The organism is Butyricicoccus sp., assembly GCF_050872565.1.
GTDB lineage: Bacteria > Bacillota > Clostridia > Oscillospirales > Butyricicoccaceae > Butyricicoccus_A.
The window spans coordinates 1-3,117 of the sequence record NZ_JBNMHC010000275.1 but is presented as its reverse complement, the minus strand read 5'-3'; the positions used below and the strand labels follow the sequence as shown (position 1 = coordinate 3,117).

The window sequence follows — 3,117 nt, the reverse complement described above, 5'->3', positions numbered from 1 at the left end:
CGGCGGTTGAAACCTACCTGGAACTTTACGCCCTTCTCTTCTACCAGTGCCAGCAGCTTCTTGATCTTCTCAATATCATAGTCGATCGGCTTCTCGCAGAATACGTTCTTGCCAGCCTTTACTGCTTCCATGGAAACCTCGCAATGGGTGTCGGTGGAAGAGCAAACCATAACTACGTCAACATCCGGGTTGGTTACAACGTCCATATAGTTGGTGGATACGTTGGTGATGCCGCGCTCTGCCAGCCACTCGCGTGCGCCGGACTTATCCAGCATCGGATCAGCTGCTGCTACTACTTCAGCGCCGTCGATGTTGTTAAGCAGATTGTTGATGTGCAGCTTACCAATTCTGCCGCAGCCAACGACACCAAACTTTACATTTGCCATAAGACATTCTCCTTTTTTATGATAGAAAATAGATGATTGTTCTGTATGTTGAGAGTCGCATCCAGCGGCATAGTTGCCGCCGGATGCTATGGAGAGAGTGCACGAAAAGATCGTGCTGTGTTATCAAAATTATGCGGCAATGCCAATCGGAGAGAAGAAGATATAAATGCCGACAGCAATGGCAATGCCTACGATGCAGACAATATGACGATACTTCCACGGTGTCAAATCAACGGTTCCATCCTCCGGAGCCTTCCACTCTTCCACTGCCTTGAATTTGTTGAGATACATCATGATGAGCAGCTCAACGACAAACATCACAGCAATGGCATACAGATAATGAATCGGCTCACCATTGGTCGGATAGCACGGCTTGATAATCATAAATGCGCCGTAGCATACCACATGAACAACGGTAATCAGGAACGGGGTGTATTTCGGAACGCGGCGGAAGACAATCGCACCGAGCACGGTAAACAGAATCGGCAGCGAAACGAACTGCGACAGCGAGTTCAAGAAGGTTGTGATGCCGTTTGCGTACATAACGAACGGGGAGATAATAATCGCAATGACACCAGCGATGGTAGCATAAATCTTTGCTACGCGAACATAGAACACATCGGTCTTGCCCGGGCACAGAATCGGACGGAACAGATCCAGTGTGAACATGGTTGCTGCAGAATTCAGCACGGAGTTAAACGAAGAGAGAATCGCACCAAACAGAACGGCTGCGAAGAAGCCCATAATCGGCTTCGGAACAACAGCGGAAACCAGTGCCGGATACGCAAAGTCAATCGCACTGCTGCCAGCTGCTTGAATCTTATCCTGAATGGACGGCAGGAAGTAGGCAATAACACCCGGCAATACCAGATAGAAGAAACCAAGGGTCTTGAGGAATCCACAGAAGATCGCGCCCTTCTGACCTTCCTTCAGAGATTTTGCAGCCAGTGCGCGCTGAACGAACGACTGGTTGCAGCACCACCAATACAGGTTGTTAAACAGCATACCGGTGAAAATCAGCGGCCACGGCAGAGCCGGTTCTCTGGCATCCCATGCAGCCCATGCGTTGAGCTTTGTCGGTTCCGTATGTACCATGTACTGGAAGCCAGCGATAATGCCGCCGCCAGAAGTCTCATGACCCAGCAGAGCCAGACCGAGGAACGGAATCATCAAACCGCCAATAATCAAGCCAATGCCATTGATGGTATCGGATACAGCAACTGCCTTCAGACCACCAAAGATTGCATAGCAGCCACCGATAATACCAATGATAACGCACAGAATAGCAACTGCGCTGAATTTGCTCAAATTAAAGATGCCGGAAATATCAAAGATATTTTCAAATACAACCGCACCGGAGTACAGGATAACCGGCAGGTTCAGAATGGAGTACATAATGACAATAACCAGAGAGAACATGGTTCTGGTCTTTCTGCCGAAACGCGCTTCCATCAGCTGCGGCATGGTTGTCGTACCCATTTTCAAATAGGTCGGCAGGAAGAAATATGCCAGTGCAAACAGGGTAAACAGCGAACCAACTTCCCAGCCAATCGGGCTCATATTAGAACCCCAGCCCTGACCATTGGTGCCAACCAGCTGTTCTGCGGACAGATTCGTCAACAGCAGCGAACCGGCAATGACAATACCCGGCAGGCCGCGGCCTGCGAGAAAATAACCTTCTGCGGTATCCAGATTATCTCCCTTTGTCTTCCATGCGGCTACAACAGCAACCAATGCAGTGAAGAACAGGAAGCTAATCGCTATCCAGCCAAATGAACTAAAAAAACTCATATACATCACTCTTTCCCATAAATACGAATTTCCCGTTTTCTCTATTCACGCGTGTCCCTTTCGGTGTTTTTATGATACTACATTTCGTGCTTTTGTTCAATAGAATTGAGACAGTATCATTTTTCCGTGCAAAATCCCGTAAAAACGCACAAGTTCCCCAATGATTTCTCGTGATTCGCGCTAAATTTCCGTGCTTTTGAGTGACATTTTCGTTTTTTCCTCGTATTTTTCGTGCATTTGCACGAAACTATCTTCATTTCTTTTTGACAGCAAAAAAGGCGTTCCGCTTACGCGGAACGCCTCTTGTATCGTGTTGTTTTCGGTAATTGGGTGAGAATTACTCAGCAACCTTTACCCAAACACCGCCGTTGCGGCAGGACTCGGTTGCAGCAGCAGCCATCAGTACCGGACGCAGACCATCGTATGCGCCAACTACGGTCGGCTTGTCGTTTACGATGGAGTCGATGAAGTACTTGATCTGCTCGATGAATGCGTCGTTGTAACGCTCCAGGAAGAACCACTTCGGCTTCTCGGATACTGCACCATCAACAGTGGTGATGGTAGCGGTAGAGTTCAGATCGTTCTGGTCTGCAGCCATGCCCTTAGAGCCGAATACTTCTACTCTCTGATCGTAGCCGTATACTGCCTGACGGGAGTTGTTGATGGTTGCGATTGCGCCGTTTGCCAGCTTCATGGTAACAACTGCGGTATCTACATCCGGAATGCCGGACTCTTCCTGCAGGTTCGGGTTAACCAGGCAGGAACCTACTGCAGAGATCTCTACTGCCTCAGAACCGGACAGGTAACGAACCATGTCGAAGTCATGGATCATCATATCATAGAAGATACCGCCGGATACTGCTACGTAAGATGCCGGTGGTGGCTCCGGATCGCGGGAAGTTACGTTGATGTAATGCGGATCGCCAATCTTGCCTTCCTT

Annotated in this window: 3 protein-coding genes; all 3 read right to left on the bottom strand. The window is 48.9% G+C overall.

The window, feature by feature from the left end; genetic code table 11:
• Positions 1-386, bottom strand: a 386-nt coding sequence (locus tag ACR0P9_RS09965) for a Gfo/Idh/MocA family oxidoreductase (protein WP_432619729.1), incomplete at its 3' end; no start/stop codon positions are given.
• Between the two features lie 129 nt (positions 387-515).
• Positions 516-2,177 carry a solute:sodium symporter family transporter gene (locus ACR0P9_RS09960; RefSeq protein WP_432619727.1) on the bottom strand — a complete coding sequence of 554 codons (1,662 nt, stop codon included), beginning with the start codon at positions 2,175-2,177 and terminating at the stop codon, positions 516-518.
• A 337-nt stretch (positions 2,178-2,514) separates the two neighbouring features.
• Positions 2,515-3,117 (bottom strand): Gfo/Idh/MocA family protein (locus tag ACR0P9_RS09955; protein WP_432619725.1); only part of this gene is annotated, 603 nt, incomplete at its 5' end.